The 24,841-nt window shown below is 71.8% G+C and carries 18 protein-coding genes; 10 read left to right on the forward strand and 8 right to left on the reverse strand.

Going from position 1 to position 24,841, the window contains the following annotated elements:
- Positions 1-493 precede the first annotated feature (493 nt).
- Complete coding sequence (locus ABT025_RS31140) at positions 494-943, forward strand: PTS sugar transporter subunit IIA (RefSeq protein ID WP_351001738.1); 450 nt, start codon at positions 494-496, stop codon at positions 941-943.
- 76 nt (positions 944-1,019) lie between these two features.
- Positions 1,020-2,690 (forward strand): phosphoenolpyruvate--protein phosphotransferase, encoded by a 1,671-nt coding sequence (gene ptsP, locus ABT025_RS31145; RefSeq protein ID WP_351001740.1) that lies wholly within the window; start codon positions 1,020-1,022, stop codon positions 2,688-2,690.
- Positions 2,691-2,772: 82 nt separating this feature from the next.
- Here the strand turns inward: ptsP and ABT025_RS31150 are convergent, their stop codons facing one another.
- Positions 2,773-3,690: a DUF8829 domain-containing protein gene (locus ABT025_RS31150; protein ID WP_351001742.1), complete on the reverse strand. Its 918-nt coding sequence runs from the start codon at positions 3,688-3,690 to the stop codon at positions 2,773-2,775.
- A gap of 67 nt (positions 3,691-3,757) precedes the next feature.
- The gene (locus tag ABT025_RS31155) at positions 3,758-5,734 is read right to left on the reverse strand and encodes an acetoacetate--CoA ligase (RefSeq protein ID WP_351001744.1); all 1,977 of its coding nucleotides are present in this window, start codon (positions 5,732-5,734) and stop codon (positions 3,758-3,760) included.
- Positions 5,735-5,974: 240 nt separating this feature from the next.
- Between ABT025_RS31155 and ABT025_RS31160 the strand changes: the two genes are divergently transcribed.
- Positions 5,975-8,326, forward strand: a complete 2,352-nt coding sequence (locus ABT025_RS31160; protein ID WP_351001746.1) for a glycoside hydrolase family 31 protein — start codon at positions 5,975-5,977, stop codon at positions 8,324-8,326.
- Positions 8,327-8,485: 159 nt separating this feature from the next.
- Here the strand turns inward: ABT025_RS31160 and ABT025_RS31165 are convergent, their stop codons facing one another.
- Positions 8,486-8,995 (reverse strand): NUDIX domain-containing protein, encoded by a 510-nt coding sequence (locus tag ABT025_RS31165; protein WP_351001748.1) that lies wholly within the window; start codon positions 8,993-8,995, stop codon positions 8,486-8,488.
- Positions 8,996-9,109: 114 nt separating this feature from the next.
- On the opposite strand from ABT025_RS31165, the gene ABT025_RS31170 reads away from it, so the two are divergent.
- The 6 genes from ABT025_RS31170 (at position 9,110) to glpK (ending at position 14,658) form a co-directional block, all read left to right on the forward strand.
- A complete protein-coding gene (locus ABT025_RS31170) occupies positions 9,110-9,916 on the forward strand; it encodes a M15 family metallopeptidase (protein WP_351001750.1) in 807 nt (268 codons plus the stop codon).
- 128 nt (positions 9,917-10,044) lie between these two features.
- Positions 10,045-10,392 (forward strand): Mpo1-like protein, encoded by a 348-nt coding sequence (locus tag ABT025_RS31175; RefSeq protein WP_351001752.1) that lies wholly within the window; start codon positions 10,045-10,047, stop codon positions 10,390-10,392.
- A gap of 48 nt (positions 10,393-10,440) precedes the next feature.
- Complete coding sequence (locus tag ABT025_RS31180; protein ID WP_351001754.1) at positions 10,441-10,920, forward strand: Zn-ribbon domain-containing OB-fold protein; 480 nt, start codon at positions 10,441-10,443, stop codon at positions 10,918-10,920.
- Positions 10,917-12,107 carry a lipid-transfer protein gene (locus ABT025_RS31185; RefSeq protein WP_351001756.1) on the forward strand — a complete coding sequence of 397 codons (1,191 nt, stop codon included), beginning with the start codon at positions 10,917-10,919 and terminating at the stop codon, positions 12,105-12,107. The genes ABT025_RS31180 and ABT025_RS31185 overlap by 4 nt, the downstream gene beginning before the upstream one ends.
- Before the next feature lie 234 nt (positions 12,108-12,341).
- Complete coding sequence (locus ABT025_RS31190) at positions 12,342-13,103, forward strand: MIP/aquaporin family protein (RefSeq protein ID WP_351001758.1); 762 nt, start codon at positions 12,342-12,344, stop codon at positions 13,101-13,103.
- 37 nt (positions 13,104-13,140) lie between these two features.
- Complete coding sequence (gene glpK, locus ABT025_RS31195) at positions 13,141-14,658, forward strand: glycerol kinase GlpK (RefSeq protein ID WP_351001760.1); 1,518 nt, start codon at positions 13,141-13,143, stop codon at positions 14,656-14,658.
- Between the two features lie 80 nt (positions 14,659-14,738).
- Here the strand turns inward: glpK and ABT025_RS31200 are convergent, their stop codons facing one another.
- The 4 genes from ABT025_RS31200 to ABT025_RS31215 are packed head-to-tail and all read right to left on the reverse strand — an operon-like array spanning position 14,739 to position 19,049.
- Entirely contained in the window at positions 14,739-15,344 is a 606-nt protein-coding gene (locus tag ABT025_RS31200) for a GTP-binding protein (protein ID WP_351001762.1), read from the reverse strand.
- A complete protein-coding gene (locus ABT025_RS31205) occupies positions 15,325-15,747 on the reverse strand; it encodes a DUF742 domain-containing protein (protein ID WP_351001764.1) in 423 nt (140 codons plus the stop codon). The genes ABT025_RS31200 and ABT025_RS31205 overlap by 20 nt, the downstream gene beginning before the upstream one ends.
- A 9-nt stretch (positions 15,748-15,756) precedes the next feature.
- Positions 15,757-16,200 carry a roadblock/LC7 domain-containing protein gene (locus ABT025_RS31210; protein WP_351001766.1) on the reverse strand — a complete coding sequence of 148 codons (444 nt, stop codon included), beginning with the start codon at positions 16,198-16,200 and terminating at the stop codon, positions 15,757-15,759.
- On the reverse strand, positions 16,197-19,049 hold the full coding sequence (locus ABT025_RS31215) for a sensor histidine kinase (protein ID WP_351001768.1): 2,853 nt from the start codon (positions 19,047-19,049) through the stop codon (positions 16,197-16,199). Before ABT025_RS31215 ends, ABT025_RS31210 begins: the two co-directional genes overlap by 4 nt.
- 431 nt (positions 19,050-19,480) lie before the next feature.
- Here ABT025_RS31215 and ABT025_RS31220 point away from each other — a divergent pair, with 431 nt between their 5' ends.
- Positions 19,481-19,948: a hypothetical protein gene (locus tag ABT025_RS31220; RefSeq protein ID WP_351001770.1), complete on the forward strand. Its 468-nt coding sequence runs from the start codon at positions 19,481-19,483 to the stop codon at positions 19,946-19,948.
- 32 nt (positions 19,949-19,980) lie between these two features.
- On the opposite strand, the gene ABT025_RS31225 is transcribed toward ABT025_RS31220, so the two are convergent.
- Complete coding sequence (locus ABT025_RS31225; RefSeq protein WP_351001772.1) at positions 19,981-24,816, reverse strand: coiled-coil domain-containing protein; 4,836 nt, start codon at positions 24,814-24,816, stop codon at positions 19,981-19,983.
- Between the last annotated feature and the right edge of the window lie 25 nt (positions 24,817-24,841).

Below are 24,841 nucleotides of genomic sequence, written 5' to 3' on the forward strand. Positions count from 1 at the left end.
AACGGACGCTTCCTTTGTACTCACCCTCAGAACATTTTCTGGGGCTTTCCTCCGGGCGCTTCCCTTCGGTCTTGCGTTTCCGACTCTATCAGACTGTTTCGTGTCCGATTCCCGGTCGAAGCGGGTTTTGCATTTCTCGCCTTTCGGGAATTCACTTTCGCGTTTCCCTTTCCGGCGAGTCCGACACTATCAGGCCTTTCCGCTCCCCCTGACCGGTGCCCCGCACGCATGCGGCTGCCCGATATCGGGTTAGGGTTTGGGCTGAATCGTCGCCGCCGACCCCCGACTCATAGTCGCGTTGGGGCCAGGCAGGAGTACGACAGTACAGGCTGCCGGGAGTCGAGGCAAATCGTTTCCGGTACGCCCCTAGGTCCTCGAACCACCAGGACTCGGGCGGAACCGGGACTTCTTATGACTTACGCTGCTGAGCAGTGCGCCGTCCCCCTACCAGCCGCGGCGGCGCCATTGAAGCTCCACTCTGGGAGGCTCCCCCATGACCACTGTGACGTCCCCTATTGCCGGACGTGCCATCGGGCTCGCTGCCGTACCCGACCCGGTCTTCTCCGGGGCGATGGTGGGTCCCGGCACCGCCATCGACCCCGTGCGTGAGCCGTCCGAGGCTGTCTCGCCCGTCGACGGAATCGTCGTCTCCCTTCACCCGCACGCCTTCGTGGTCGTGGACGGCGAGGGCCACGGGGTGCTGACCCACCTCGGCATCGACACCGTCCAGCTCAACGGCGAGGGCTTCGAGCTGCTGGTGAACAAGGGTGACACCGTCACGCGCGGCCAGGGCGTCGTCCGGTGGGACCCCGTCGCGGTCGAGGCGGCCGGCAAGTCGCCGGTGTGCCCCATCGTGGCCCTGGAGGCGACTGCCGATTCACTGTCCGACGTCATCGAGGACGGCGACGTGAAGATCGGCGACGCATTGTTCGGTTGGCAGTAACGCGTTCGGCGCAGTGACAGCCGACTGGATATCCACCGCGGGGGCATCGGCCACCGCACGACCGGAGACGGGTGCAATGCAGACAACGCTGCGAGGCGTAGGCGTGAGCCACGGTGTGGCGATCGGCGAGGTACGGCACATGGGCACGGCAGTGCTCGAACCGCCGGCCAAGCAGATTCCGGCCGAGGAGGCCGAGCGCGAGCAGGGGCGGGCCCGCCAGGCCGTGGAGGCTGTGGCGGCCGATCTCATCGCGCGCGGCAACCTGGCCGGGGGCGAGGCCCAGCATGTGCTGGAGGCCCAGGCCATGATGGCGCAGGACCCCGAGCTCATGGCCGATGTGGACCGTCGTATCGCTGTCGGCAGCACCGCCGAGCGCGGTGTGTACGACGCGTTCGCCTCTTATCGCGCTTTGCTGGCCGGTGCCGGTGAGTACCTGGCCGGCCGCGTCGCCGACCTCGACGACGTACGCAACCGGATCGTGGCGCGCCTGCTCGGCGTGCCGATGCCGGGTGTCCCGGACAGCGACGAGCCCTACGTGCTGATCGCGCGTGACCTGGCTCCGGCCGACACCGCGCTGCTCGACCCCACGCTGGTTCTCGGCTTCGTCACCGAGGAGGGCGGGCCGACCAGCCACAGCGCCATCCTCGCGCGGGCGCTCGGTGTACCCGCCGTCGTGGCGCTCCCCGGCGCCGGCGAGCTGGCCGAAGGCACCGTGATCGCGGTGGACGGCAGTACCGGTGAGATCTTCGTCGAGCCGAGTGCCGAGAAGCGGGCGGAGATGGAGAGCTCCGCCGCCGCGCGCAAGGCTGCGCTGTCCGCGTCCACGGGCCCGGGCGCGACGTCGGACGGACACAAGGTGCCGCTCCTCGCCAATGTCGGCGGGCCCGGCGACGTGCCGGCAGCCGTTGCAGCCGGCGCGGAGGGTGTGGGCCTGTTCCGCACCGAGTTCCTGTTCCTCGACGACAGCAAGCAGGCGCCGTCCGAGGAGAAGCAGATCGCCGCGTACCGCGCGGTGCTGGAGGCCTTCCCCGAAGGCCGTGTCGTGGTGCGGGTGCTGGATGCCGGGGCGGACAAGCCCCTGGAGTTCCTCACGCCGGCCGACGAGCCGAACCCGGCACTGGGTGTGCGCGGGCTGCGAAGTCTCCTGGACCACCCCGACGTGCTGCAGACCCAGCTGACCGCTCTGGCAAAGGCGGCCGAGGGCCTTCCCGTCTATCTCGAGGTCATGGCGCCGATGGTCGCGGACCGTGCGGATGCCAAGGCCTTCGCCGACGCGTGTCGTGCGGCCGGACTGCAGGCGAAGTTCGGTGCGATGGTCGAGATCCCGTCGGCCGCGCTGCGGGCGCGCTCGGTGCTGCAGGAGGTGGAGTTCCTGTCGCTGGGCACCAACGACCTGGCGCAGTACACCTTCGCTGCCGACCGTCAGGTGGGTGCGGTTTCCCGGCTTCAGGACCCGTGGCAGCCCGCGCTGCTGGATCTGGTCGCGATGTCGGCCGACGCCGCCAAGGCCGAGGGCAAGAGCTGTGGTGTCTGTGGTGAGGCCGCCTCCGACCCGCTGCTGGCCTGTGTCCTGACCGGTCTGGGTGTGACGTCGCTGTCGATGGGCGCCGCTTCCATTCCTTACGTGCGCAGCACGCTGGCGAAGTACACGCTCGCCCAGTGCGAGCGCGCCGCGTCGGCCGCGCGTGCGGCGGACTCCGCCGAGGAGGCCCGCGTCGCCGCGCAGGCGGTGCTGTCGGGCGAGTAGGACCCGCGCAGGACCACAGGGTCCGGACGATGTGCGAAGAAGGGGCTTCCCGCCGGAGACGGCGGGAAGCCCCTTCTTGCTGTCAGCGGTGCTCCTCCGGTTCATCGGCACCGATGTCGAAGCCTGCGCAGTACTCCACGCCGGATTCGGGGGACACGGGGTCACCGGTTTCCGCGTCGGTGCAGTAGGCGCTGAAGACCTCGCCCGCGGTGAGCGGGTTGAGGCCGCCGCCCGTGAGGCGCCAGCCGTGGACCCGGTCCGCCGTCCCCGGGGCACTGGTCCGCAGGACGACTCCCCCGTGGCTTGCGAGCGCGATGCCGACGGCCAGCACGGTCACGAACTCGGCGCCCTCCGCCGAGTCGAGGTGTGCGGGGCCGGTGTCGTGGCGCTCGGTGTGCAGAGCGGCGAGCAGTTGCTCGTTCTCCGTGGGGGTGCTGCAGACCAGGTGGTGGGTGCCGGGGCCGGCCGCCTCCAGGGTGCGCAGCAGGAGGTGGGAGGCACGGTCGAAGGCGGCGCGGCCGATGTCCTGTCCGCAGTCCGCGCAGTCCCCGAGCCCGGCCAGGAGCATCGTGGCGTACTCCCAGGTGGCCTGGCGGACCGCTCGGGCGACCAGGAGCGGGATCAGGGTGTCGATGGGTTGTCCGGTGTAGGCGACGGTGGCGCCACAGGCCGCGACCTCCGCGGTGAAGCGGCTTCGGCCTGCCGGGTCGTCGGGTGCGATGCCGGATTCGGCGCAGAACTCCGCGTACTCCTCGGGGTCGAAGAGGGCGACAGTCGTGTGCACGCCCTGCGCGGCGAGAGCCCTGAGCAGGCCCTCCACCTGCTGCAGATAGACGGAGTGGTCGTCGAAGGTGAAGGTGCGGTAGCGCCGCATCGCCGCGAAGTCCTGTTCATCGGTCAGGAGGCCGATGGTGCTCGGTGCTTCGCGGCGCAGCGTGCGTCGCATCGTGGTGCCGGTCCGGCCGCGGACGGTGGCCCGCTTGTTCCTGGTCTGCGCCATGATTCCCCCAGTGCGCTGTCGAACATTGCTCACTCAGAGTAATCACGGGCACTGACAGTGGCCTCGGTCAGCGGCGCTTGCGGGCCAGCTCCTCGTAGAAGTGGAGGAGTTCCAGGTTGTCGATGGAGCCGGGGTTGACTGCCTTGGCCAGGGCCGTTCCCTGGAGCAGACGCTTGACCGGAACCTCGATGCGCTTGCCGGTGAGGGTGTGCGGGATGCCGGGGACCTCGATGACCTCGTCCGGAACGTGGCGCGGTGAGAGGTTCTCGCGGATGGTGCGCTTGATGCTGTCGCGGAGGTCGTCGTCGAGTGCGGCTCCGTCGGCGAGGTGCACGAACAGTGGCATCCAGTAGCCGCCGTCGGGCTCCTCCAGGCCGATGACGAGGGATTCGCGGATCTCGGGGAGGCGTTCGACGGCTTCGTAGATGTCCGCGGAACCCATGCGGACGCCCTGCCGGTTGAGAGTGGAGTCGGAGCGGCCGTGGATGACGACCGATCCTCGGTCGGTGATCGTGATCCAGTCCCCGTGCCGCCAGGCGCCCGGGTACATCTCGAAGTAGCTGTCGCGGTAGCGGCTGCCGTCGGGGTCGTTCCAGAAGCGGATCGGCATGGACGGCATGGGCTGGGTGACGACGAGTTCGCCGACCTCGCCGGTCAGCGGCCGGCCTGCGGGGTCCCAGGACCGGAGGTCCGTTCCGAGGCACGCGGCCTGGAGCTCGCCGATGTGGACCGGGAGGGTGGGGACCGCGCCGGCGAAGCAGCTGCAGACGTCGGTGCCGCCGCTGACGGAGGCGATCCACAGGTCGTCGGCCACCTCGTCGTGGAGCCAGCGGAATCCGTCGGGCGGGAGCGGAGAGCCGGTGGTGGCGACGCACTGGATGCGGGAGAGGTCGAAGTCCCTCCCCGGGTGGATACCGGCCTTGCGGCAGGCCATGACGTAGGCGGCGGAGGTGCCGAACAGGGTGGCGCCGGTCTGTTCGGCGACGCGCCACTGGGCGCTGACGTCCGGGTAGCCGGGGCTGCCGTCGTACAGGACAAGGGTGGTGCCGGTGAGGAGGCCGGAGACGAGGAAGTTCCACATCATCCAGCCGGTGGAGGTGTACCAGAAGAAGCGGTCCTCGGGGCCGAGGTCGCAGTGCAGGCCGATCTGCTTGAAGTGTTCGAGCAGGATGCCGCCCTGCGACTGGACGATGGCCTTGGGGAGGCCGGTCGTGCCGGAGGAGTAGAGCACCCACAGCGGGTGGTCGAAGGGGACCTGCTCGAAGACCGGCTCCGTGTCCGCGGCGGTGAGGGCGGACCAGTCGAGGGCGCCCTCGGGTGCGTCGGTGCCCAGCAGCGGGATGTGGACGACGGCGCGCAGCGTGGGCAGTTCCCGGCGCAGCTCCGCGACGGTGTCCGCCCGGTGGTGCTCCTTGCCGCCGTAGCGGTAGCCGTCGACGGTGAACAGGACGACGGGTTCGACCTGCTGGAAGCGGTCGAGGACGCTGCGGGCGCCGAAGTCGGGGGCGCAGGAGGTCCAGACGCCGCCGACCGCGGCGGTGGCGAGGAAGGCGACGACCGCCTGCGGGATGTTGGGGAGGTAGCCGCTGACGCGGTCGCCCGGGGTGACGCCGAGGGCGCGGAGTTCGGCGGCGAGCGAGCCGACCTGGCGGCGCAGAACGGACCAGGAGACGGGGACCTGGGTGTGGGTCTCGTCGACGTGGAGCAGTGCGGGGGCGTCTGCTCGCAGGGGGTCCTCCGCTGTGCGCAGCGCGTGTTCGGCGTAGTTGAGGGTGGCGCCGGGGAACCACTGGGCGCCGGGCATCGTGCGGTCGCCGATGACGGTCTCGTACGGGGTGGAGAACCGTACGTCGAACCATTCGGCGACGGCCTGCCAGAAGGTGTCGAGCTCGTCGACGGACCAGCGGTGCAGGCTCGCGTAGCCGCCCTCGGCCGGTGCTCCGTGGCGCTCGGCCGCCCAGCTCTGGAAGCGGGTGACGGCCGCGGCCGCGATGCGGTCCGGGCCGGGCTGCCACAGGGGGGCTTCGTCGGCTGCTGAGGTCATGGGGCGGCTCCCTGGCTGTACGGGTACGCGGTGTGTGCGTGTGTCGCGCGCACGGGCTGGGGTGTGCGCGTGAGGCGGCTTCACGGACGATGCCATGTGATCGTCTTTCGCACCAGGGTTGCCCGCCCATGGCCGCGTGTCCCGATATGTGGTCCGGCCACGCTCCGTCCCGGCCGGCCACGGGTGAACGGAAGTTGAACAGAACCCGATACCGGATCACCGGGTGGCAGGGTGAGTCGTATGGACGGTCGTGACCTGGTGCGCTCGGTGGGATTGGTCGGTTCGAAACAGGGGCTGCGTACGGTGCGCTACGCGTGGCAGCGGGCGCGGGCGGATGCGCGGGCCCTGCCCGCGCGCGGTCCGGAGCGGGCACGGGTGCCGGGGATCCTGGTCGGTGCGGAACCCGGACCGGGCGGCGGTGTGGTGAGGTTCGCCCGTTCGGAGCTGCGGATCCGGGTGGCGGTGGGAGGGGCGGTCTTCTGGGGGTGGGACGGCGCGGAGCCGTTGCCGTCCTACGCGCTGCCGGGGGCTGCGCCGGACGCCGATCCGCGAGCCCTGCTGGAGCCGGACAAGGACGGCGGCTGGCAGGTGGTGTCGGAGCGGCTGACGGTGGTGGTGTCCCGGCTGGGGGCGGTGGAGCTGCGGACGCCGGGCGGGGTGGTGCTGAGGCGGGAGCTGCCGCCGCGGTGGTGGGAGCCGGTGGCGGGCGGTCCGGCTCGGTGGGTGCAGCGGTCCGAGGTCCCGGCGGACGCGCGGTTCTTCGGGCTGGGCGGGCGGGCCGCGGGCCCTCGGCTCAGGGACGGTGTGTACGGGCTGTGGAACACGGATCCGGGCGGGCGGTTCGGGCCCCAGGACGATCCGCTGTATCTGACGATGCCGGTGCAGGTGGTGGTCTCGGACGCGGGGACGCATCTGGCGTTCCACGACAACTCCTGGGCGGGGCGGGTGGCGCTGCGCGAGGGCGCGGAGGGGGCGGGCTCCGGTCATGACCGGCCGGGGACGTCCGAGGTCCGGATGGACGGGGGCCCGTTGCGCTGCTGGGTGGTGGTGGGGACGCCGGCCCGGGTCCTCCAGGGGTGGTCCGCCCTGACCGGCGCTCCCGCGCTGCCTCCGTCGTGGGCGCTGGGTCCGCAGCATGCGCGGTGGGGGTTCGGGAGCGAGCGGGAGGTGCGCCGGATCGCCGCGGGGTACCGGGAGCGGGGGCTTCCGTTGTCGGTGCTCCATCTGGACATCGACCATTTCGACGCACACCGGGTGTTCACGGTGGACCGGGAGCGGTTCCCCGATCTTCCGGGGCTGGCGAAGGAGTTGCGGGAGGACGGGGTGCGGCTGGTGTCGATCGTGGACCCGGCGGTGGCCGCGGCTCCGGGGAACGCGGTGTTCGACACCGGTGCGGCGGTCGGGACTTCGGGGGCGTTCGTCCGTGACGCCCGGGGACGGGCGGTGCGCGGGGAGGTCTGGCCGGGTGAGTGCGTGTATCCGGACTTCACCGATCCGCAGGTGCGTGAGTGGTGGGGCGGGCTGTACGAGGAGCGGCTGGCGCAGGGGTTCTCCGGTATCTGGCACGACATGAACGAGCCTGTGGCGTTCGCGGCGTTCGGTGAGCCGACGCTGCCCCGTTCCTCCCGGCACTCGATGGAGGGGCGCGGCGGCGATCACCGTGAGGGCCACAACGTGTACGGCCTCGCGATGGCGCGTGCCGGCTACGAGGGGCTGCGCCGGCTGCGGCCGCAGGAGCGGCCGTTCCTGTTCTCACGGTCCGGCTGGGCGGGGATGCAGCGGTACGGGGGCACCTGGTCGGGTGACGTGGCGACCGGCTGGCCCGGGCTGCGGGCCTCGTTGGCGCTGGTGCTGGGTCTCGGGCTGTGCGGGGTGCCGTATTCGGGTCCGGATGTGGGCGGGTTCGACGGTTCGCCGTCTCCCGAGCTGTATCTGCGGTGGTTCCAACTGGGGGCGTATCTTCCGCTGTTCCGCACGCATGCGGCGATCGACGCGGGGCGCCGGGAGCCGTGGGAGTTCGGTCCGCGGGTGCTCGACGGGGCGCGGGAGGTGCTGTTGGAGCGGGAGCGGCTGCGTCCGTACTGGGTGACGCTGGCGCACTTGGCCCGGCTGACCGGGGCCCCGTATGTGCGTCCGCTGTGGTGGGCGGCGCCCGGTGACCGGGCGCTGCGGGAGTGCGAGGACGCGTTCCTGCTGGGTGACGCGCTCCTGGTGGCGCCGGTGCTGGCGCCGGGGGTCGAGGAGCGGTCGGTGCGGCTGCCGCCGGGGCGCTGGTACGACACGGTGAGCGGTGCGGTGTACGAGGGGCCCGGTCAGGTGGTGGTCGAGGCGCCGCTGGCGCGGGTGCCGGTGCTGGCGAGGGCCGGTGCGGTGATTCCGGTGCGGGGTGCGGACGGTGGGCCGGAGCTGGAGGTGTGGGCTCCGGCGGCGGGGGTCGGCGGGGGCGGCTCGGTGGTCCGTGACGCGGGTGACGGATGGGAGCCGGCGGTGGTCGAGCGGTACACGACGCGGCTGGTGGGCGGGCGGGTCGTGGTGGAGCGGGACGGTGATGAGGCGCTGGTTGACTGTCCGGTCCGGGTTCGGGGGGTGTGAGTGCGACCGGATGCGAGGTGCGCGAGGCGTGAGCGCGATCGGATGCGCCGAATTCCGGGTGGTGCGCGAGGCGTGAGTGCGATCGGATGCGCCGAATTCCGGGTGGTGCGCGAGGCGTGAGTGCGATCGGATGCGCCGGATTCCGGGTGGTGCGCGCGGTCAGCGGTAGCGGCCGGCGAACCAGGAGCGGACCGCCTCGGTATGGAGGGGGAAGGCGAGCGCTTCGGGGGCGCGCAGTACTCCGTAGCCGGAGGTCTCGTCGGTCGGCACGGACGGCGGGAGCGCGGCGGCCGGACGGGCGGGGAGCAGTCCGAACACGAGCAGATGACCGTCGGGGTCGCTGAGGGCGTCGGCGAGGCGGACGTCGTCCCGGTCGGCCTCGATGCCCGTCTCCTCACGGAGTTCGCGTACGACCGCGTGCTTCCAGTCCTCGTCGTGGTCGATGAAGCCGCCGGGGAGGGCGGTGCCCCCGAGGCAGGGTTCGATCGTGCGGGTGATGACGACGAGTCCGGTGCCGTCGGGGCCGGTCACGGGGAGCAGGGCGACGGCGACCGGCAGTGGGTTGCGGTAGGCGGTGTCTCCGCAGGCGGTGCAGGTGCGGGGCCATGATTCGGGGGCCGGGAGTGCGTTGTACGGCACTCCGCAGGTGCCGCAGTGGGAGTTCTTCACGGCCTTCTCCGTTCCTCGTCGTCGTGGGCCCGCAGGCAGTGCGAGCCGGGCTGACCCGCGCGGACTGTATCCGATCGCCCGCCCGGGACGGCTCGATCAGTGGACGATGTGCTCATGACAGCCATTGCTTCCGTTTTCCGTGTCCTGGCGGCGACCGCCGCCACCCTGCTCGCCGTCACCGCCGCCGCTCCGGTGGCGCAGGCGAAGCCCGAGCCGAAGGCCCCCGGGGACTTCGTCGCACTGCGCACGGTCGATCCCACGATCATCCAGGAGATGCGCTACCCCACCGGGCACGACTTCATGGGTGTGCCGGTGGACGGATACCGCCAGTCCCTGTGCATCCTGACCCGGCCGGCGGCCGAGGCACTGCACCGGGCCCAGGTCCGGCTGCTGGCCCAGGGGTACTCGTTGAAGGTGTACGACTGCTACCGGCCCCAGCGGGCCGTCGACCACTTCGTACGGTGGGCGAAGGACCTCGACGACGAGACGATGAAGGGCGAGTTCTATCCGCAGGTCGACAAGACCCGCCTGTTCGCGGACGGTTACATCGCCGAGAAGTCCGGGCACAGCCGGGGCAGCACGGTGGACCTGACCCTGGTGCGGCTGCCGGCCCTGCCGACCAGGCCGTACCGTCCGGGCGAGGAGCTGGTTCCGTGCTACGCCCCGCAGGCGGACCGCTTCCCGGACAACTCGGTCGACATGGGGACCGGGTTCGACTGCTTCGACACGCTCTCGCACACCGACGACCCGAGGATCCAGGGCGTGCAGCGCGCCAACCGTCAGTTCCTCAAGAAGACGCTCACCGACGCCGGATTCGTGAACCTGGCCGAGGAGTGGTGGCACTACACGTTCAAGCCCGAGCTGTTCCCGGACACGTACTTCGACTTCCCGGTGGCCCGCCGGTCCGTCGCCGGCCACTGAAGCGGCACGTCCGGGGAGGAGAGCGAGCGGGCGGCCGGGACCACCCCCGTGGGTTCCGGCCACCCGTTCTTCTTCTCGGACGCGGATCGGCCGTATCCGGTTGCCGGTCCAGCCATTACGGTGCCGGTATGTCACAGCAGACGTTCGATTCGTACGAAGAGTTCTGGCCCTATTACGTCGCGATGCACTCCCGGGCCGCGACCCGCTGGGTCCACCTCACCGGCACCCTGACCGGCCTCGCGATCACCGCCTACGGACTGGCGCGCGGCCGGAAGCGGTATGCGGCGGCACTGCCGCTGATCGGGTACGGGACCGCCTGGCCCGCCCATTTCCTGATCGAGAAGAACAACCCGGCCACCTTCGGCCATCCCGCCTGGTCACTGCGTGGCGACGCGCAGATGATCGGGATGATGCTGACCGGCCGCGACCATGAGCTCGCGGAGACCGCTGCCAAGTGGCTCGCCGACAACAGCTGACCGTGGCACACTTCTGACGTTCCGTCAGATCCAGTGCCGGGAGGGGCTTTGTCGCGCAAGCGCATACCTGTGGTGGCCGGGTGGTTCACCGAGGACGGTTCGGAGGAGGACTTCCGGCTGCTGGGCACCCGCTGCCCGCTCTGCTCGTCGGTCTTCTTCCCGCCCCAGAAGGGGCTCTGCCGCAATCCGGGCTGTACGGGCGGCGAGCTCGCCGAGGTGCCGCTGTCCCGGCGCGGCACGGTCTGGTCGTACACCGACGGCCGCTACCGCCCGCCCGCCCCCTACCTGTCGGATCCTGAGGTGCCCTGGGAGCCGTACACGCTGGTGGCGGTGGAGCTGGCGGCCGAGCGGATGGTCGTGCTCGGGCAGGCGGCGCCGGGGGTCGGTGTCGGGGATCTCGCGGTCGGGATGGCGGTCGAGGCCGTACCGGGTGTGCTGGACTCCGGTCCCGGTGACGACGACGGTACGGTGCGGACCACCTGGCACTGGCGGCCGGTCGCCGACGGCTCCGGGGAGGGTGCGGCATGAGCGGCGACGTGGCAGTCCTCGGGGCCGGAATGCATCCGTGGGGCAAATGGGGCCGCAGTTTCGTGGAGTACGGCACAGTCGCGGCCCGCAACGCGCTCGGGGACGCGGGCATCGAATGGCGGGACGTGCAGTCCGTGGTCGGCGCGGACACCGTGCGCGGCGGCTATCCGGGCTATGTGGCCGGGGCGACGTTCGCCCAGGCGCTGGGCTGGCAGGGCGCCCGGGTGACCAGTGTGTACGCGGCCTGCGCGTCGGGCGCCCAGGCGGTCAACACCGCAAGGGCCCAGATCCTCGCCGGCATGGCGGACGTGGTGCTCGTGGTGGGAGCGGACGCGGCACCCAAGGGCTTTTTCGCACCGGCGGGCGGCGAACGGCCCGATGATCCGGACTGGCTGAGGTTCCGGGTGCTCGGTGCGACCAATCCCGCGTACTTCGCGCTGTACGCCCGCCGCCGGATGGCCCTGCACGGGGACACTCCGGAGGACTTCGCCCGGGTCAAGGTGAAGAACGCGGCGGCCGGCGCGCTCAACCCGAACGCCCGCTACCGGGCACCGGTGAGCGCCGAACAGGTCGCGGCCTCCGCGGTGGTCGCCGATCCTCTGCGACTGCTGGACATCTGCGCCACCTCGGACGGCGCGGCCGCTCTGGTGCTGTCCAGCATGGAGTTCGCCCGGCGCCACGGAGCCGCCGATCCGGTCCGCATCCGTGCCGTGTCGACCGTGACGCCCACGTATCCGAAAGCGGTGCTCGACCTGCCGGACATCGCCACGGATTCGGCGGTCGCCGTCGACCCGGCACCCCTGAGCTTCCGCGCCTCGATCGCACGGGCCGCGTACGAGGAGGCGGGAATCGGCCCCGAGGACCTGTCCATGGCCGAGGTGTACGACCTCTCCACGGCGCTGGAGCTGGAGTGGTACGAGGACATCGGGCTGTGCGCGCAGGGCGAGGGCGCGTCGCTCGTACGCACCGGGGCCACGGCCCTCGGTGGACGCATTCCGGTGAACCCGAGCGGCGGGCTCGCGTCCTTCGGCGAGGCTGTGCCGGCCCAGGCCATCGCGCAGGTCTGCGAGCTGACCTGGCAACTGCGCGGCACGGCCGGAGAGCGCCAGATTCCGGGAGCACGGGCCGGAATCACGGCCAACCAGGGGCTGTTCGGTCACGGTTCCGCAGTCGTGGCTGTGCGCTGAAGCGGTGGCCCCGCGAACACCCTCTGCCAACAGTGCTTGCTGTCAGCCTTCTTGACGACCCATCAACCACGGTGAACACTCCATTCCCAGCCGATGTCGCCCTCCCACTCCACGGCGGCCGGCTGGTCCCACGCTCGTCACGGTCGCCGGGCGGGGCACGGCATCTGCCTGCTCCCGGCCGCCGTAGCCATGGAAGCGCCCGGCGAAACCCGCCGGACAACCACTGGGAGCGCCATGAGCAATGGAGACATCTTTGCCGGGGAAGTCCTCGGAACGGCCATCCTCATCCTCTTCGGCGCGGGCGTCTGCGCCGCCGTCACGCTCCACCACTCGAAGGCCAGGGCCGCGGGCTGGGTCGTCATCGCCTTCGGATGGGGCTTCGGCGTACTGGCCGGGGCGTACACGGCCGCCCCGCTGTCGGGCGGACACCTCAATCCCGCGGTGACCGTCGGCATCGCCGTCGACACCGGCGAGTGGGACAAGGTCCCCCTCTACATCCTGGGTCAGCTGACCGGCGCCGTCATCGGTGCGGTGCTGGCCTGGCTGACGTACTACGCGCAGTTCCGCGCCAACGCCGACGAGGAGACGTCCGGGCCCACGCTCGGGATCTTCGCCACCGCTCCGGAGATCCGCAACCCCGTGGCCAACCTCGTCACCGAGATCATCGCGACGGCCGCTCTGGTGCTGCCGGTCCTGGCCTTCGGGAAGAACGCAGGAATCGGAATCGGCCCGGTCGCGGGGGCCGGTGCCGGCGTCTACGGCTCCGGGATCTCCGTACTCCTGGTGTCCCTCCTCGTGGTGGGCATCGGTCTCTCGCTGGGCGGGCCCACCGGCTATGCCATCAATCCGGCCCGTGACCTCGGTCCCCGGTTGGTGCATTCGCTGCTTCCGATACCGAACAAGGGCACATCGGACTGGGGTTACGCCTGGGTTCCGGTCGTGGGGCCGCTCCTGGGCGGCCTGCTGGGCGGCCTCGTGTTCAACGCCGCGTTCTGAGGACCGTGCCGGAAGTACCCGACGGACAAGGGGAGTCATGACGATCAGGTATGTCGCCGCCATCGACCAGGGCACCACGTCCAGCCGCTGCATCATCTTCGACCAGGACGGTGCAGTCGTCGCCGTCGACCAGCGCGAGCACCGGCAGATCTTCCCGCGCCCGGGCTGGGTGGAACACGACGCCTCCGAGATCTGGACCACCGTGCAGTCCGTCGTGGCCGGCGCCCTGGACCGGGCCGGGCTGCGGGCGGACCAGCTCGCCGCGCTCGGCATCACCAACCAGCGCGAGACGACCGTGCTCTGGGACCGGGCCACCGGGGTCCCCGTCCACCACGCCATCGTCTGGCAGGACACCCGTACCGCCGCTCTCTGCCACGAGCTCGGCGGCGCGGACGGGCAGGACCGGTTCCGCGCCACCACCGGCCTGCCGCTGGCCAGTTACTTCTCCGGACCCAAGGCGGCCTGGCTGCTGGACCACGTCCCCGGGCTGCGCGAACGGGCCGAGCGGGGCGAGATCGCGTTCGGCACCATGGACTCCTGGCTGATCTGGAATCTCACCGGCGGCACCGCCGGCGGCGTCCACGTCACGGACGTGACCAACGCGTCGCGGACCATGCTGATGGACCTGGAGACGCTCCGGTGGGATCCGTCCATCCTGGCCGCCATGAAGATCCCGGCGGCGGTGCTTCCGGAGATCAGGTCCTCGTCCGAGGTGTACGGAACGGCCGTCGGCGCGCTCGCCGGGGTGCCGGTCGCCTCCGCCCTGGGCGACCAGCAGGCCGCCGTCTTCGGCCAGGCCTGTTACGACCCGGGCACGGCCAAGAACACGTACGGAACCGGCAGTTTCCTGCTGCTCAACACCGGTAACCGCCCCGTGGCCTCGAAGAACGGGCTGATCACCACCCTCGGCTACCGGATCGGCGACGAACCCCCCGTCTACTGCCTGGAGGGTTCGATCGCGATCACCGGGGCACTCGTGCAGTGGTTCCGCGACCAGCTCGGGATCATCGAGAGCGCCGCGGAGATCGAGACCCTCGCCGCGAGCGTCGAGGACAACGGCGGGGCGTACATCGTGCCCGCGTTCTCCGGCCTGTTCGCCCCCTACTGGAGGTCCGACGCCCGGGGTGTGATCACCGGGCTGACCGGCTACGTCACCAAGGCGCACCTGGCACGCGCCGTCCTGGAGGCGACCAGCTGGCAGACGCGTGAAGTCGTCGACGCGATGTACCAGGACTCCGGGGTGCCGATCACGACGCTCAAGGTGGACGGCGGCATGACGGCCAACCATCTGCTGATGCAGCACCAGGCGGACGTGCTGGGCGTTCCGGTGATCCGGCCGAGGATCTCGGAGACCACGTGCCTGGGCGCGGCGTACGCGGCGGGGCTGGCGACCGGCGTGTGGTCGGGGCTCGACGAGCTCAGGTCGCACTGGCAGCGCGATGTGGAGTGGCAGCCCCGGATGGAGCCGGAGGTCCGCGAACGCGAGTTCGGCAACTGGCGCAAGGCGGTCGAGCGGAGCCTCGGCTGGCAGGAGGAGGGCGAAGGCGGGCGGTAGGGCCCGCTCCCCGGCCACCCGATGACGCGCGGCCCGTACCCCTGTCGGCGGGGGTACGGGCCGCGTTCCGCCTGCGGGACCTACGTGGTGACGGGCTCGCGGAGCCGGTCCACCCGGGCCACCGCGTGTTCGACGACGGCAACCAGGACGTCCCGGACGGAGGCCCGGTCCCGCGCGTCGCACATGAGCACCGGCACCTGCGGATCCAGGTCCAGTGCCGCCTGCACCGTCCCGGTTGGGAACTTGTCCGCGCCCTCGAAGCAGTTGACGGCGACGGCGAACGGGATCGCGCGGCGCTCGAAGTAGTCGACTGCCGCGAAGCAGTCCTCTAGCCGGCGGGTGTCCGCGAGGACGACCGCTCCCAGGGCGCCCTGGGCGAGTTCGTCCCAGAGGAACCAGAAACGGTCCTGTCCCGGGGTCCCGAAGAGATACAGCACGAGGTCCTCGCGGAGCGTGATCCGCCCGAAGTCCATCGCCACGGTCGTCGTGGTCTTCGCCTCGACGCCGTACAGGTCGTCCACCGGACGACCTGCTTCGCTCAGTCTCTCCTCCGTACGCAGCGGCCTGATCTCGCTGACCGCGCCCACCAGGGTCGTCTTGCCCACTCCGAAGCCGCCCGCCACCAGGATTTTCAGGGTAACGGGCTCAACGGGCCGCCTGTTGCGGCTAGAGCGCCCGAAGGCCATTGATCACCTCGCGAAGAATGTTCACGTCCGGCAGCTCGGCCGGCGGAACGGGACGGGTTACGTGCACCAGCTCGTCCTCGACGAGGTCACCGACCAGGACCCGGACCACCCCGACGGGGAGGTCCAGACCTGCGGCGAGCTCGGCGATCGACTGGGGCATGTCACTGCAGAGTTCGACGATCTCCACGTGCTCCGGGGAGAGCATCTGGTCCCTGCCGGGGTCGTCGGCCGCGGGTTCCGGCATGACGATCGCGATCAGGTCGAGGCGGTGACGGGAGGCACTGCTGGTGCGTCCCCTCGTCATGGCGTACGGGCGGACCACCGGCCCCGCGTCGGCGTCGTACCAGCGCGAGGACTGCGGGTCGCCGGGGGTCTCCGGGGTACGGGACGTGTCGGCGCTCATCCCATCCACTCACCCTCCGGAGGACAGACCGGTTGTCCTGGGAGCGTTGGCCAGGTGGGCTCCCACGCGCTTGACCATCAGCGTCATCTCGTACGCCACCTGCCCGACGTCCGAGTCGGAGTCGGCGAGCACGGCGAGGCAGCTGCCGTCACCGGCTGCCGTGACGAAGAGGAACGCCTCGTCGAGCTCGACGACGGTCTGCCGGACCCTGCCCGCGTCGAAGTGGCGGCCCACGCCCTTGGCGAGGCTGTGGAACCCGGAGGCGACGGCTGCCAGGTGTTCGCCGTCCTCCCGGGTCAGGTCCTTGGACGCGCCGGTGGCGAGACCGTCACTGGAGAGGACCAGCGCCTTGCGGATGCTGGCGACGCGCTCCACGAGTTCGTCGAGAAGCCAGTTGAGTTCACCTGACCCCTGACGTGCGGAGTTGAGTGCTGCGGCGTTCGGTGCGGTCATGGACCGTCCCCTCCCGGAGTGGTTCCTTGTGCTGTGTCGCCGGGGCCGGTCACGTCCTCGGCGTTCTGCAGGCGTCCGCGCTGCCAGCCTCGCTGGAGCGAGGCCATGCGGTTGCGTACCTCGTCGGCGTCCCGCTCGATGTCCTCGACGCTCTCCACCGGGTCCGGGTCTGACGCGCCCGAGCTCTCACGGAGCTGCGGGGCGAGGTTCGCCTGGCGGATCCGGCGGGGCAGTCCACCCACGGTGTCGGGAGCGGCCGACGGGGACGGGACGGCAGACGCGGACGACCGGGGCGCCGGCACCGGCCCAGCGGCCGACGGTGCTTCGGTGGGCGGCCGGAAGCCGGTGGGCTGCCGGGCCTCGGTGGAGCGGCGGCGGTCCTCGTACGGAACGGGGCCGGTCGCCCGGGGGCGGGCCGGGTTGCGCGCGGGCTCCGCATCGGCGCCCGTCGGGTGGGCGCGGCTGCTCTCGTCGACGCGTCGGCCCCGGTCGGTGACCAGCACCGGCGGCTTGCGGCGGGGCAGCGGGCGCGTGCCGTCCGGCTCCGCCGTGCGGTCGGCCGCCTGCTGATGCTGTTCGCGCTCGTCGTCGCGCCGGAGCTCTCGGGCGCGGAAGATGCCGCCGCGCTCGCTCTCGGTGTCGTCCAGGTCGGAGACTCCGTCGAGCGCGGGGTCCGGGTCCCGCTCGGTGACGGCTTCGAGGAGGGGGTCACGGCCGAAGTCCCGGGGAGAGACCGGTCCCTCGAGCTCGACGGGGCCGTCCAGCAGGGCAGGGTCCAGCAGCCCGCTGGGGACCGGGGCGAGGCTCCCCTGCCGGTCCTGCGGGCGGGCGGCGGCGAGACGGCGGTCCGCCGAACCGTCCCCCCGGCCCTCCTTCGGGTCGCTGCCCGGCCTGCTGCTGGCGATCGCCTTCTCGGACCTGCGGTCGAGACGGAATCCGGTGCCGTGCGAGTCCGGCGCGTCGGTGAGCAGCGCCGCCGGGATGAAGACGACGGCGGTGGTGCCTCCGTAGGGGGAGGTCTGAAGCGACACGCGGACGTTCTGGCGCTGGGCCAGCCGGCTGACGACGAAGAGGCCCAGCCGGTCGGTGTCGGACAGTTCGAACTCAGGGGTTTCCGCGAGCCGGAGGTTGGCGTCCAGGAGCACTTCGGGGGCCATCCCGAGGCCGCGGTCATGGATTTCGAGGGTGAAGCCGTTGGCGACCTGTTCGCCGTGCACCTGGACCGCCGTGTGCGGGGGCGAGAACACCGTGGCGTTCTCCAGGAGCTCGGCGATGAGATGGGTGAGGTCGGCGACGGCGGGGCCGCCCACGCCGATCCGCGGGAGCCTGCGGACCTCGATCCGTTCGTAGTCCTCCACCTCGGCGACCGCGGCGCGCACCACGTCCATGAGCTGGATGGGCTTGCGCCACTGCCGGGAGGGCGCGGCTCCGGAGAGGATCACCAGCCCCTCGGCGTGGCGGCGCATCCGGGTGGTGAGATGGTCGAGGCGGAACAGGTCGGCGAGTTCGTCGGTGTTCTCGGTGCGGCGCTCCATCGTGTCCAGGAGCGTCAGCTGGCGGTGCAGCAGCACCTGGTTGCGGCGGGCGAGGTTGACGAAGACCTCGGAGACACCGCGGCGCATGTCCGCCTGCTTGACGGCCGCCTCGACCGCGGCCCGCTGCAGCGTGTTGAGCGCCTGGCCGACCTGGCCGATCTCGTCGCGTTCGTACTGCAGGTGCGGGGACTCGGTCTCGACGTCGACGTGTTCGCCCGCGGCGAGGCGGCGCATCACGCTCGGCAGCCGCACTCCGGAGACCTCGTGGGCGTCCTTGCGCAGCCGGGAGAGGTCACGGACGAGCTCACGGCCGATACGTACGGACACGAAGACGGAGACGAGCAGGGCCAGGAATCCGAGGACGCCGGCGACACCCGCCTTGATCAGGACTCCGTAGCCGGCGGGCCTGCCCCGGTCCTGGAAGCGGTTGTTCATCTCGGTCGAGTCGTTGGCCAGCCGGTCCAGGACCGGCGGCGCCACCTCCTGCCAGCGGGCGGTGTCCACCGTACGGGAGTCGCGGGTGGGCCCCTGGGCGAGGAGATTCTCCTCGGCGGTGCGCAGCGGTTCGCTGTCGGGGCCCGTCCAGTACTGCTCCACCCGGCGACGCTCGGACGCGGGAAGCACCTGGAGGTTGATCTCGTACAGCAGTCCCCGGTTGGCCACGAGGTCGGAGATCTGACGGAGTTCCGGGGCGGTGAACCGTCCCGCCAGGAGTCCCGAGGCGACCATGGCGTCTTCCCTGGACAGCATCTCGCGGGCCCGCGAGACACCTGTCAGTGCCCGGACCTGCTTGTCCATGGACACGTTCTCCATCGTGTGGAGGCCGGTCAGGAAGCGGTAGCAGGGGTCGATGAGGCGGTTGTAGTAGTCCATCGCCTTGGCCCGGCCGATGGTGCGCCGGTCGACGGAGTCGCGGAGGGCGTCGAGTTCCTCGACCGCTCCGAGGATCGAGCTGAGCTGGGTCTCGGCGTCGGGGCGCAGTGCCTCGCGGATGTCCTTCTGCTGCGCACTCGATGTCACGCGCTTCACGACCCGGTCGGTGACCGCGCGCTGCGTGCGCAGAATCGGCAGGGCATCGGAGGCCCGCGGGTCTGCGAGGAAGACGAGGGTCTGGCGGCGCTCGTTCTGGACCGCCCTGACGGTGTCCTCCAGAGGGTGGCCGACCTTCTCCACGACGGTGCTCGCACTCAGCAACTGTCCTGCCTCACGGCCGGTCAGATACGTGGCGAAGCCCCAGAGTGCGGTGAGGGAGACGAGCGGCACCAGAAGCAACGCCACGATCTTCCTGCGGATGGACTTTCCGCGAAAGCGCATGGCCTCCCCCAGCTCGGCCCCGCGTCGGGCGGGAATGGTGTTCCGTCAACAAACGGCGCGAGCCTACTACCGACACACAGACAACTCGAAGGCGCGTCCGGACGATTTTCGGCCGCCTTGCTGGGAGTTGACCATGACTTGTCCCGGTATTCCGGGAGATGAAATTCGCGAATACGACAGAAGGCGCCGATCAGAGCGGCATATTCCTCCCCTTGCCGGTTGGCTGGATCTCTTCGTTCCATGCCGAACCGCGGGAATCTTCGCCTTCCGGCACTCGTCTGTCTGTACGGGGGCAGGAGAGCTGCAAGGGTGCACTGAGCAGGACGGGACACTCCGTCCGCGTAGAAAGGGTGCATGCGGGGCAGCAAACCTGAAGTCGGACAGTGGTGGGGAGTTGAAAGTCCTTGGACACGCAGGAGCGTCAAGGTGCGGTGAATGTGCCACCGGCCCGGGCGGCGAAGGAGGCGGGTACGGCGGCCTCGGGGGCGCGGGACCGGCCGGAGAGTCCGCGGCAGCAGCTCTGGGTCGAGGAGCCGGCCACTCGTCGGCGGATGCCGGATCCGGTGCGCACGGCGGCCGTGCGGGCCGTGCTCATCACGTCGCTGACACTCATCCAGGCCATGGTCGCCTTCCTGGCCGAGCTGACGGGTTCCTGGCTGGCCTTTCCGACGGTGCTCAGCGGTGTGGCCAGCACGGTGGTCGCGACCTGGTCGGTCCTGGACGTGTGGGTCACCCGCCAGGTGTGGAACCAGCGCAACGGTGTGGTGTCGGTGCCCAGCAGTTCGGCCCGTCAGCTGCGCCGGGAGCGGCGCGCGGCGAGGCGGGCGGCGCGGACCGCCGAGCGGGACGCGGCGCGGATACGTCGGCGGGACGCGGGACGCCGTCTCTCCCGGGCCTGACCCGGGCCTGACCCGCGCCCGCCCCTGCTTCCCTACCCAGGTTCCCTCTGCGGGGCGGTGCTGGGCACCGGAGCCGAGCGGTGTGTGTCCTCGGTCCGGGCCGTGGGGACATCCGGTGCCTGAGCGGACCGCTTGAACATCCGGGTGGCGGTGATCTCTCCGTGCACGATCTCGCCGCCCGGGTCCTGCTGAGGCAGTCCGGGGCGCAGGTGCTCCTCGACGCTGATGTACTTCAGCCCGGCCCTCAGGTCCGCGTCGTTGCGCAACCTGATCACCAGCGGGAATTCGGCGAGCGCCGTCGTATCGAAAAGCCCGGTCGTGTAGAGCAGTTGGACGCCCAGCGCATCGGCGACCGCCCGCTGGAGCTCCAGCAGATACGTGGCGTTGGCGCGGCCGATGGGGTTGTCGAGGAACAGCGTCCCCGCGTGACGGTGCTGATGCCGGTCACGGCCGCGGTCGTTGCTGCGCAGGGCGGCCATCGTGCAGTACAGGGCGATGGCCGCGGTGAGCAGCTGACCGCCCGAGAAGACGTCGCCCATCTGCCCGACCGGCACCCGCTCGGCTCGCAGCACCGCGTCCGGCTTGAGGATCTCCACAGCGATGCCCCGGGGCTCCAGCGCCGCCTGTACGCCGCGCAGCAGCAGGGACATCCCGTCGCGGCGCAGGTCGGAGTTCTTCTTCAGAGCCGCCTTGGTCGCCTCGTCGATGACTTCGCCGAGCCGTTCGGTGAGGGTGGCCTGGTCGGGTTCCTCGAAGCGGATCCGCACGAACTCCTGGCCGGACCACTCCCCCAGGCCCTCGGGAAGCCGGGAGAGCCGCTGGGCGGAGCGGAGCGTGGTGAGCGCGGAGTCCACCAGCCCGCGCAGCCGGTCGACGATGGAGTCGCGGTTGCGCTCCAGCTGGGCCAGTTCGTCGGTGAGGACCCGCAGCCGGGGTGCGAAGGCCGTCGCCCACTTCTGTGCGTGCTCGGGCAGCGCCGCAGCCGGGAGTTCACGGATCTGCTGGCGGGCCGGGGTGCGGACCTGTTCGTAGCGAGTGGAGTTGGCGTGTCGCACGAGGACGTCGCTCGCCTCCCGTACGGCCGCTTCCGCGGTGGACAGGTCGCCGGCGCAGCCGCGCAGTGAACGGCGGGCCTCGGCTGCGGACTGCCGCGCCTCCTCCAGGCTGCCGGGGTAGGGCTCCGGGTCCTCCGGGTCGTCCTCGGCGCCGTGGTCCCGCAGGAGGTCGCGCAGCAGGGCCGCTGTCTCGTCGAAGCCGCCCGCCGAGTCCTCGGCGGTGCGGTGGGCGTGGAGCAGCTCGGCGTGGGCGGCCCGGGCGGTGTCCAGTGCGGCGTTCGCGGCGGCGAGCTCGGCCGTCGCGGTACGCAGCAGGGCCTGGGCCTGTTCGGCGTCGGCGGGAACCTGCTCGTCGGGGAGTTCGGTGTGCAGGCTCTCGCCGTCGGCCGGGGCCAGTCGCTCGGCCTCGCCGCGCAACCGTCCCAGTTGCTCGCTGGCTGCCGATGCGCGCGTCTCCAGGAGCTGGACCAGGGACTCGGCGCGGGCGGCGGCGGCCTGCCGGGAGGGCCCGTCGGCGCCGTCCGTGCTCTCAAGGAGCTGGGCGGCCCGGGTGCGGACCTTGTTGGTGAGCCGGTCGAGCTCGGCCAGTGCGGCGCTCTCGTCGCTCTCCGCGCGCGCCTGTTCGGCGCGCAGGTCTGCGCCGACGCCGACCTTCTCGTAGAGCTGGGAGGCCGCCCGGTAGGCCTCACGCAGGGCGGGCAGGGTGTGGCGCGGGGCGCCCGCCTCCGGCTCCGGGAGGCGCTCCGGGGCGCCTGCGATCTCGGCCCGTTCGGCACGCAGTGCGCGGGCGGTGCGGCGGGCGTCGTCGGCTGCTCGCTGGGCGGCCCTGCGGTCCTCGTCGGCGGCGCGGGCCCGCTCCAGGCAGACGGTGGCCCGTGCCTCGGACTCGGCCGCCTCGTCGACCAGTTCGCGCAGCTTGGCCTGCCAGCCCGCCCGTTCGCGGAGCCGGAAGGCGAGTCCGGCGAGCGCGTCGGCGGCGCGGCGGGCGCGCTGGGCGGCCTCCTGGCGTTCGTCGCGGACGCGGGCGGTGTCCGCCGCGGCCTCGTCCGCCTCGGCCCGCACTGTACGGGCCTCGGCGAGAACGGCCTGGGCCGTCTCGGCGGCCGTACGGGCGGTGCGGGCGGCCTCCGCGAGTTCGGTGAGCATGCCGGGCGGGCAGTCGGCGCGCCAGGAGCCGATACGGGCGGCGAGCGAGCGGTCCCCGGTGAGGCGGGCCGCCAGCGTGCGGATGTCCTCGTCGCGGGCCGCGGTCCGGCTCCTGAGCGCCTGCCGTTCCTCGTCGGCTGCGTGCTCGTCGTGCATCGCCGGGTTCGGCGGGACGAGGAACACGCCGTCGGTGCTCGCGCCGGAGCCGGCTGCGGGGTCCGGCACGGGGGCGAGCAGCGCGGCAGCGGTGCCCACGGCCACGGCGGAGCGGGGCAGGAGTGCTGCGGCACCGAGGACCTCGCGGGCGCGGGCGTGCGCGCCCGGGTCCGTGATGACGACGCCGTCGACGAGTTCGGGGCGGGCCGCGAGTACGGCCGCGTGGTCGGCTGGGTCGACGGCCTGGGCGAGGTAGCGCCACCCCGGCAGCGCCGGGATGCCGTGTTCACCGAGGTATTCGACGGTGGCGAGGACGTCGGGCCCGGGCGGCAGCAGTCCGCCGTCGCCGAGCGCGCCCAGGATGCGGGAGTCGTCCGCGGCCGCGGTGCGCAGTTCGAAGAGCCGTCGTTCGGCGGAGGCGACGCCCTGGTCGAGGAGGTCCCGCAGCTCTTCCGCACTGCGGTCGAACTCGTCCGCGGTGAGGTGCTGTCCGGCGGACCTGGGCTGTGCGGCCGTGGCGGTGTGGGCACCGTGAGCGGCCGGTCCGGTCCCGTCCGGGGCGGTGGAGCCGGACTCCGCGCTCACGCCCTCGTCGTACTGCTGCTGGTCCTCCGCACCGCCCTGCGCGTCCTGTGCGCCCCGCCGGGGCCGGGGGACACCTCCGGCAGCGGGCAGGCCCAGCAGGTCGGCGAGGCGGTGGTCGGCGGCGATGGACTCGGCTGCCCTGAGCTCGGCCTCGTACGACTGCTCAGCAGCGCGGGCGCCGTCGGCGGCACGCGCGGCGGCGAGTTCGGCCCGGCTCTCGGCCGCGGTGGCCTGCCTGGAGCGGTCCGCCGCGGTCCCGGCGGCCTCGCGGGCGATGTCCCATGCGGCTACGGCGGACTGTTCGGCGTCGTTGGCGGCGAGCGCGGCGCGGGCAGGGTCCGCGTTGGGTGCGGTGTCGTCGAGCCAGCCCGCGCGGACGGCTTCCGCGGTCTCCTGCTCCACCTCGGCGAGGCGCTGGCGCAGGTGGCCGGCCTCGCTGCGGGCGCGCTGGGCCTCGGTGGCGGCGGTGGTGGCGTCTCGGTGGGCGGCCTCGCCCGCGGTCTGCAGGGTGTCGGAGCGCTCCTCCTCCTCGTTGGCCACGCTCTCGCCCGCTTCCGCGGCCGTGTGCAGGGCCCGTACGAGATCGCCGGCCGCGGTGGCACGGGCGGCCAGGGCCGGGGCGGCGTCGCGCTCGGCCTCTCGGATCGCGACGGCGACGCGGGCGGAACGGTCGGCGGCGGCCCGGTGGCGGAGCACCGCCTCGGCGGCCTGCCAGGCGGAGTGCAGGGTGCGGGCGTCGCCGAGTTCCCGGCGCTGGGCCGCGGCACTCTTCTCGGCCGCGGTCAGGGCCAGGGAGGCATGCCGGTAGGCCAGTTCGGCAGCGATCAGGGCGCTGCGGCTTCGGGTCTCCTCGGCACCGGTGACGGTGTGGGCGGCGCCGGTGACCTGCTGGGCGAGCTCCGCGGTCCGGCCGCGCTCCAGGCCTGCGCGGGCGGAGAGCCTGCGGGCCAGGGTGCGGGTGCGTCGCTCGGCACCGGCGTGGATGTCCCGGGTCCTGGAGCGTGCCTCGGCGGCTTCCACGATGCGGCCGAGCAGGTCGACGGAGCCTGCGGTGAAGTCGCGTTCGGCGGTGAGCTCGGCACGGCGGCCCAGCTTGTTCCCGAAGCCGCTGACGAGGTCGGCGAGGCCGTCGGTGTCGCGGGTGTCGGTGACGGCGCGCAGCAGCAGATCGGTGAAGTCGGAGTCCTTCTTCACCGCGAAGAGCCCGGCCGCCTCGCCCTCGTCGGCATTCATCTCGCGCTGGTAGCGGAAGAGTTCGGGGTCCAGGCCCAGTTCGCCGAGGTGCTCGTTCCAGCGGTCGTGGATCTCTTCCCAGTGCACGTCGAGGTGTTGGTAGAACTTGCCCGCCTCGGTCAGCGCGTCGCGGAAGCCCTTCATGGTGCGGCGCCTGCCGCGGGCGCCGGAGACGCCCTCGGCGGGGCGGCCGACCGAACTGGCCTCGGCGACGGGCAGCGAGTCGAGGCTGAGCCCGGGTCCGGGGCGGAAGGAGTACCAGGCCTCGGCGAACTTCCTCGGGTCGTTGGAGACCTGGCGTCCGCGCCACTCGCTGACCTTGCCGACGACCACGCACTCGCCGGTCAGCGTGTGCTGCCACTCCAGCGCGACGTGTCCGCAGTCCTCCGCGAGCAGGAACTTGCGCAGCACGCCGGAGCTGGCGCCGCCGAGGGTGTTGCGGTGACCGGGCAGCATCACCGAGAAGATCAGCTTCAGCAGGACGGACTTGCCGCCGCCGTTCTCCAGGAAGAGCACCCCGGCGGGCGCGGGCCGGCGCGGCGGCCCGACCGGCTCGTCCTCGAAGAACTCCGCCTGGGCCGGTGCGGGGTGGGGCACTGGCTCGCCGACCCCGCGCAGATCGAGCACGGTGTCGGCGTAGCGCGCGCCGGCAGGCCCGATGGAGTAGAGGCGGACCCGGGACAGCTCGTACATGGCGGCGGACTCTCGTCGTTCAGGC

This window comes from Streptomyces sp. NPDC002809, from assembly GCF_040295435.1.
GTDB lineage: Bacteria > Actinomycetota > Actinomycetes > Streptomycetales > Streptomycetaceae > Streptomyces.

Coding starts and splice junctions, on each gene's coding strand:
- ABT025_RS31140 (WP_351001738.1), top strand. CDS start 494: ATGACCACTGTGACGTCCCCTATTGCCGGACGTGCCATCGGGCTCGCT.
- ptsP (WP_351001740.1), top strand. CDS start 1,020: ATGCAGACAACGCTGCGAGGCGTAGGCGTGAGCCACGGTGTGGCGATC.
- ABT025_RS31150 (WP_351001742.1), bottom strand. CDS start 3,690: ATGGCGCAGACCAGGAACAAGCGGGCCACCGTCCGCGGCCGGACCGGC.
- ABT025_RS31155 (WP_351001744.1), bottom strand. CDS start 5,734: ATGACCTCAGCAGCCGACGAAGCCCCCCTGTGGCAGCCCGGCCCGGAC.
- ABT025_RS31160 (WP_351001746.1), top strand. CDS start 5,975: ATGGACGGTCGTGACCTGGTGCGCTCGGTGGGATTGGTCGGTTCGAAA.
- ABT025_RS31170 (WP_351001750.1), top strand. CDS start 9,110: ATGACAGCCATTGCTTCCGTTTTCCGTGTCCTGGCGGCGACCGCCGCC.
- ABT025_RS31175 (WP_351001752.1), top strand. CDS start 10,045: ATGTCACAGCAGACGTTCGATTCGTACGAAGAGTTCTGGCCCTATTAC.
- ABT025_RS31185 (WP_351001756.1), top strand. CDS start 10,917: ATGAGCGGCGACGTGGCAGTCCTCGGGGCCGGAATGCATCCGTGGGGC.
- ABT025_RS31190 (WP_351001758.1), top strand. CDS start 12,342: ATGAGCAATGGAGACATCTTTGCCGGGGAAGTCCTCGGAACGGCCATC.
- glpK (WP_351001760.1), top strand. CDS start 13,141: ATGACGATCAGGTATGTCGCCGCCATCGACCAGGGCACCACGTCCAGC.
- ABT025_RS31200 (WP_351001762.1), bottom strand. CDS start 15,344: ATGGCCTTCGGGCGCTCTAGCCGCAACAGGCGGCCCGTTGAGCCCGTT.
- ABT025_RS31205 (WP_351001764.1), bottom strand. CDS start 15,747: ATGAGCGCCGACACGTCCCGTACCCCGGAGACCCCCGGCGACCCGCAG.
- ABT025_RS31210 (WP_351001766.1), bottom strand. CDS start 16,200: ATGACCGCACCGAACGCCGCAGCACTCAACTCCGCACGTCAGGGGTCA.
- ABT025_RS31215 (WP_351001768.1), bottom strand. CDS start 19,049: ATGCGCTTTCGCGGAAAGTCCATCCGCAGGAAGATCGTGGCGTTGCTT.
- ABT025_RS31225 (WP_351001772.1), bottom strand. CDS start 24,816: ATGTACGAGCTGTCCCGGGTCCGCCTCTACTCCATCGGGCCTGCCGGC.